The 5791-nt window shown below is 61.8% G+C and carries 6 protein-coding genes; 4 read left to right on the top strand and 2 right to left on the bottom strand.

Going from position 1 to position 5791, the window contains the following annotated elements; all coding sequences use genetic code 11:
- A partial coding sequence (locus NW827_RS00240; RefSeq protein WP_414503194.1) for a hypothetical protein occupies nt 1–184 on the bottom strand: 184 nt, incomplete at its 3' end.
- A gap of 82 nt (nt 185–266) precedes the next feature.
- A complete protein-coding gene (gene frr, locus NW827_RS00235) occupies nt 267–815 on the bottom strand; it encodes a ribosome recycling factor (protein WP_414361827.1) in 549 nt (182 codons plus the stop codon).
- A 147-nt stretch (nt 816–962) separates the two neighbouring features.
- Between frr and NW827_RS00230 the strand changes: the two genes are divergently transcribed.
- The 4 genes from NW827_RS00230 (at nt 963) to crtH (ending at nt 5621) form a co-directional block, all read left to right on the top strand.
- Nucleotides 963–1826 (top strand): PD-(D/E)XK nuclease family protein, encoded by an 864-nt coding sequence (locus tag NW827_RS00230; RefSeq protein ID WP_414503193.1) that lies wholly within the window; start codon nt 963–965, stop codon nt 1824–1826.
- A gap of 75 nt (nt 1827–1901) precedes the next feature.
- Nucleotides 1902–3026 carry an ABC transporter ATP-binding protein gene (locus tag NW827_RS00225; protein WP_414404473.1) on the top strand — a complete coding sequence of 375 codons (1125 nt, stop codon included), beginning with the start codon at nt 1902–1904 and terminating at the stop codon, nt 3024–3026.
- Nucleotides 3020–3958, top strand: coding sequence for an ABC transporter permease (locus NW827_RS00220; protein ID WP_414503192.1), 939 nt, complete (start codon nt 3020–3022; stop codon nt 3956–3958). The genes NW827_RS00225 and NW827_RS00220 overlap by 7 nt, the downstream gene beginning before the upstream one ends.
- A 97-nt stretch (nt 3959–4055) precedes the next feature.
- Nucleotides 4056–5621 carry a carotenoid isomerase gene (gene crtH / locus NW827_RS00215; RefSeq protein ID WP_414404471.1) on the top strand — a complete coding sequence of 522 codons (1566 nt, stop codon included), beginning with the start codon at nt 4056–4058 and terminating at the stop codon, nt 5619–5621.
- Nucleotides 5622–5791: the final 170 nt, after the last annotated feature.

Here is a 5791-nt window from a genome sequence, read left to right as displayed (position 1 = left end):
GGGGATCCACCGAGCGCAGCTCGATGAGGGGAAACTCGTCCCGGTAGAGGGCCAAGAACTCCTGCACCCCTGGCAGGGATCCGCCGGTCAAGGCAATACGAGCACCCGGATAGAGCCGAGCTGCGCCCACCGCCGCCCCCAGGGTGTCAAAATCTGCCGCTTGATGACACAGGATAAGATTCATGCTACAAGCCCGCCCTCTCCCTCCCTCCTGATCGAAGCCAAACTCTGGCTATAGGGATCGAGGGAAAGCGCTGCTGCAAGTCCTAGAGCGTGGTTAGTTCCTTTTCTTTCTCTGCCAGCAGCTCGTCAATCTTCTTGACATAGCGGTCAGTCAATTTTTGGATCTCTTCTTGGCGACTCTTGGACTCGTCTTCGGAGATCTCGCCGTTTTTCTCCTGCTTGCGCACCGCGTCAATGGCGTCGCGGCGAATGTTGCGAATAGAAACCCGGCCCTCTTCGGCCAGCTTGGCCACCTGTTTGCTTAGCTCCTTGCGCCGCTCTTCCGTTAGCGGGGGGAGAGTGAGGCGTATCACCTTGCCGTCGTTGCTAGGCGTCAGGCCCAGGTCAGAGGCAAGGATGGCCCGCTCAATTGCCGCCAGGGTCGAGGGATCAAAAGGCTGGATCAAGAGAGTGCTGGCATCTGGAGTGGTAATGCTGGCTAGCGCCTTCAGGGGAGTGGGAACGCCGTAGTACTCTACTTGAACGCGATCCAGCAGGCTGGCATTGGCCCGCCCGGTGCGCACCGTGTTAAAGGAGCGCTGGGTGGCCTGCACTGCTTTGTTCATCAACTCCTCGATCTCAGCTAGCTCCACGGCCCTTTCCTCGCTCTCAAGACGGTTGGCAAAGGCTCAGGCGCTAGTGGCACAAAACCTAGCGCCAGCCTGAGTTTAATTCTATCCCTTTCTAGAGGCCATTCCTTGTCCTGGCAGCCGACCCAATTGCAGTCCCCTAGAATCGTCATGAACTTCTCGTCTTGGTCCATGTCCGGGATCCCTTCCGCTCTCTCCTCGCTGAGGTTGGGGCTTGAGCAGGTCAACCTCTCGGCTTCGGCTCTATCGCTATTGGACTACTGCCCCCGCTTGTTTTGCTACGTGTACCTAGAGCGGCTCCTCTGGCCTGCAGCCAATGCCTTTGAGCACGAAGCAGAACAACGGCGAGGGCAGCAGTTCCACCGCCTGGTGGAGTGGTACAGCCGCGGGCGGCAGGTGGAGCCGCGCTTGTCTGGTTTGGACGAGACAGTACGCCAGTGGTGGCAGGTGTTCTTGGCCAGTCCTCATGCCCATCCGCAGGGGCGGGTGTTGGCCGAATTGCCCCTCTGGCAGCGCATAGAGGGGTTTAACCTCACTGCCCGCCTGGATCGGCTGGTGATTGCCCCGGGATCCCTGCAGATTGTGGATTGGAAGACGGAGCGGCAGCGCCCCCCCGACGAACAGTTGGCCCAGGACTGGCAGGTGCGCCTCTACCCGCTGCTGCTGTGTGGGGTGGCCGATCAACTGCCCCTGGAAGTCCCCTTCCAGCCGGAGCAGGTGCAACTGACCTTTTGGTATGTGCAACACCCGCAGCAGCCTTTTCAGCTGCGCTACAGCGCCGCCGCCTACAAGCGGGATCTGGCCCACCTCAAAGCCACCCTGGCCCGTCTGCGGCAACTGGAGGCGCAGGACTTTCCCGGGATCCCCTACGGTGAACGCTGTGCCAGTTGTCTGTTTTGCTCCCGCTGCCACGGGCTCATGCCGCAAGGGATCCCTGCCCAGGACCTCACCGATTGGGTCTGGGGGGCCCAGGAGCAAGCAGGGGAAGAAACGCCGGAGGCGGAATGGCTGTAGGGCGCCCGCCTGCCCACCCCCCTGCACCGCAAACCTGCATACTGGGTTAAGGGTAGTGCAAGGCTGTTAACGGCGATGGCAGGCATCAGTGCTGGCCTTTCCCAGAATCCTGACTGGGATGTGGAGCTCAAGGGGATTCGCAAGCGCTTTGGCAACTTCGTGGCTCTCGATGGCATCACCTTGCAGATTCGGCGAGGCGAGTTTTTTGGCCTATTGGGCCCCTCTGGCTGCGGCAAGACCACTTTGCTACGCATCATCGCTGGCCTGGAAATGGCCGATGCTGGCGAGGTAGTGATCCGCGGGCGCCCCGTAAGCCACCTGCCCGCCCACAAGCGCAATGTCAACACCGTGTTTCAGAGCTATGCCCTTTTTCCCTTTATGACGGTGGAGGAAAACGTTGCCTTCGGCCTGCGCATGCGGGGGGTGCGAGGGGAGGCCCTGCACAAGCGGGTGGCCGCTGCCCTGGAATTGGTGGAGATCGGGGATCTGGCCAAGCGCAAGCCCCAGGAACTCTCCGGGGGGCAGCAGCAGCGGGTGGCCCTGGCCCGCGCCTTGGTCAATGAGCCGGAGGTGCTGCTATTGGATGAGCCGCTCTCGGCGTTGGATGCTAAGTTGCGCAAGCAGCTTCAGGTGCAGTTGTGCGAATTGCAGCGCCGCCTGGGCATGACGTTTATTTTCGTTACCCACGACCAGGAGGAGGCCTTGGTCACCAGCGACCGGGTGGCGGTGATGCGGGCCGGACGCATTGAGCAAGTCGGCCCCATTGACGAGGTGTACGAGCGGCCGGCAACGGCCTTTGTGGCGGACTTTCTGGGAGCCAGCAACCTTATCCAAGGGATCGCCTGTGGCACGGACTGTGTCGATACCCCCCTGGGCAAACTCAAGGTCCTGGGGGTCACGGCCAGCCGGGAACCGGTACAGTTGGTCATTCGCCCGGAAAAGATCCGCCTTTCCCGGAAGGGTTGGGATCCTCTGTTGCCCAACCAGGTGCCTGTGCGAGTGGAAAACCTCATCTACACCGGAGCAGAAAACCACTACCTGTTGCGGACGGTCAGCGGCCAGCAGCTCAAAGCCATCACCCTCAACGCTGACATCGAAGACTTGGATTTTGCCATCGGGGAGAGCCTGGTGGCCCATCTCCCTCCCAAGAACTTGGTGCGGCTGCGGCCAGATCCCGGCCAGGAGGAGCTGCGATGCTAGAGCAACCCGCTGCTCCCAAAGAGGGGCTCCGAATCCGCGCTGGGGAGCTGCTCACCCCCTGGCAGGAGTTGCTGCACAGCCTGATCTTTGCCGGGCCGGGGGTGCTGTGGGTGGTGGTGTTTTTGGTGCTGCCGGGACTGCTGCTCTTGGCCTGCAGCTTTCTCAGCCGCGGCGAGTTTGGCCAGATAGGCCTGCCCCTGACGCTGGCCAACTACCTGCGCATTCTCGGCTATGGCCCCCTGGGCTGGACGCCCATCTACTGGCAGATCCTGGGTCGCAGCCTGGTGGTGGCGGCCGTCACCACCTTCTTTTGTGTGCTCCTGGCCTATCCCCTAGCTTTCTTTATTGCCGCCCACCCGCCCCGGCAGCGGGATCTCCTGCTGACCCTGGTGGTGGTGCCCTTTTGGATTAACCTCGTGATTCGCACCTACGCCTGGATGGTGGTGTTGGCGCCAGAAGGGTGGCTGGCCCGCCTGGCCGCCTGGCTGGGCTGGATCCCACCGCAGACAGCTCTCTACCCCAGTTGGCTGGCCGTGTACCTGGGCATGGTCTACACCTTTTTGCCCTACATGGTCTTGCCCCTCTACACCGCAGTGGAGCGCATTGACTGGCGCCTGGCGGAGGCAGCCCGGGATCTCTACGCCAACGACTGGCAGGTCTTCTGGTGGGTGCTTTTTCCCCAAACGCTGCCGGGGCTGGCGACGGGCTTGATTTTGGTGGCCATCCCAGCGCTGGGTATGTTCGTGGTACCGGACTTGCTGGGGGGCAGCAAGACCCTGTTAATTGGCAATGTCATCCAGATGCAGTTTGGCGCCAGCCTGGACTACCCCTTTGGAGCGGCCCTTAGCTTTTTGGTTACCGGGCTGAGTCTGGGGTTAATCTACGCCTACAGCCGCTATGCTGGCAGCCGCGGCCTCAAAGACCTGCTCTGAATCGTTGCGAGCTCCAAGGGATTGCCCAAGTGCCCTGCGCCGCTTGCTGGCAAGCTCTGCTAGGTTGAGATACTGGCGTTGCACTAGTAAGGATCCCTTGACCCAAACGCTCTCTTCTCGACCTCAGGCTACAGCCACTCCCGCTTCTCCCTCTTCTGTTTGGGATGTCATTGTCATCGGCGCTGGGATCGGCGGGCTGGTGGCGGCCACCCAGTTGGCGGCCAAAGGCTACCAGGTGTTGGTGCTGGAAAAATACCTCATCCCTGGTGGCAGCGCTGGCTACTTTGAGCGCCCGGATCCCAACGGCAACGGGATCTACCGCTTTGATGTCGGGGCTTCCATGATCTTTGGCCTGGGCACTCAAGGTACCACCAACTTGCTCACCCGCGCCCTGGCTGCTGTGGGCCAGTCTTTGGAATCCATCCCCGACCCGGTGCAGATTGCCTACCACCTGCCCCAGGGGCTTAGCCCGCGTGTGCACCGGGACTACGAGCAGTTTTTGCAGGAGCTAGCCAGCTATTTCCCTCAAGAAGCGGGCAGCATCCGCCGCTTCTACGACAGCTTCTGGCCTATCTTCAACAGCCTCAACGCCATGGAGCTCCTCTCTTTGGAGGAGTGGGGCTATCTCTGGCGCTCTTTTGTCGGTAACCCCCGCGCCTGCCTGACCTTGGCCCGCTACTTGCCGGTGAATGTGGGCCAGGTGGCGCGGCGCTACCTCCGCAATCCGGCGCTGCGGCGCTTTGTGGATATGGAGTGCTACTGCTGGTCGGTGGTGCCGGCAGATCGCACGCCCATGATCAACGCCGGCATGGTGTTTTGTGATCGCCACTACGGCGGCGTCAACTACCCCAAGGGAGGGGTGGGGCAGATTGCCCAGAAGTTGGCCCAAGGCCTAGAGGCCTGTGGGGGGCAAATCCGCTACGGGGCGCCGGTGCGGCGGATTTTGGAAGAACGGGGCCGCGCCGTGGGCGTTGAGCTCTCCAGGGGGGAAAAGCTCTTTGCCCGCAAGATCATCTCCAATGCCACCCGCTGGGATACCTTTGAGCGCCTCTGGCCGGGATCCCTGCCGGCGGCGGAGCGGCACTGGCAGGGCCGCTATCAGCAATCCTCCAGTTTCTTAAGCTTGCACCTGGGGGTGCGGGCTGAGGCTCTGGCTGGCGAGCGCTACTGTCACCACATTCTTCTAGAAGATTGGCAAGACCTGGAGGCGGAGCAGGGCACGATCTTCGTCTCCATCCCCACCCTCTTGGATCCGGAGCTGGCCCCGCCGGGCCGCCACATCGTCCACGCTTTTACCCCCAGTTGGATGCAGACCTGGCAGGGCTTAGGCCCGGAGCAGTACCGGCAGCAAAAACAAGCGGCAGCCAAACGCCTTATCCGCCGCCTGGAGGCCCTCTGGCCAGAGCTGGGATCCCACATTGAGCTGCTGGAGGTGGGCACTCCCCGCACCCACCGCCGCTTCTTGGGCCGTGTTAACGGCACCTACGGCCCCATCCCTCGCGGCACTCCCTGGGGCCTCTTGGGCATGCCCTTCAACCGCACCGCCATTCCCAACCTCTACTGCGTGGGCGATAGCACCTTCCCCGGTCAAGGCCTCAACGCCGTCGCCTTCTCCGGGTTTGCCTGCGCCCACCGGGTAGCTGTAGACCTTTCCAATTCCTAGGGATCCCTCCAAGAAGTAGCCCCCGCCAACGCGGGGGCTTTTGTTTGTTGCTCTTAGTTTCCACTCTCTAGGGATCCCCCCGAAGGGGGAACTTGTTTATATTGGCCCACCCGGTGAAAAAGCAAAAGCAACGTTTCCAATTTCTAGGGATCCCCCCGAAGGGGGAACAA

Source organism: Synechococcus sp. H70.1 (assembly GCF_047502705.1).
Taxonomy (GTDB): Bacteria; Cyanobacteriota; Cyanobacteriia; order Thermostichales; family Thermostichaceae; genus Thermostichus.
The sequence above is the reverse complement of the archived record's forward strand: the minus strand, read 5'-3'. Positions and strand labels throughout refer to the sequence as shown.

What these genes read in the sequence shown, in the direction of transcription:
- NW827_RS00230 (WP_414503193.1), top strand. Translation starts at nt 963, where the DNA reads ATGAACTTCTCGTCTTGGTCCATGTCCGGGATCCCTTCCGCTCTCTCC.
- NW827_RS00225 (WP_414404473.1), top strand. Translation starts at nt 1,902, where the DNA reads ATGGCAGGCATCAGTGCTGGCCTTTCCCAGAATCCTGACTGGGATGTG.
- NW827_RS00220 (WP_414503192.1), top strand. Translation starts at nt 3,020, where the DNA reads ATGCTAGAGCAACCCGCTGCTCCCAAAGAGGGGCTCCGAATCCGCGCT.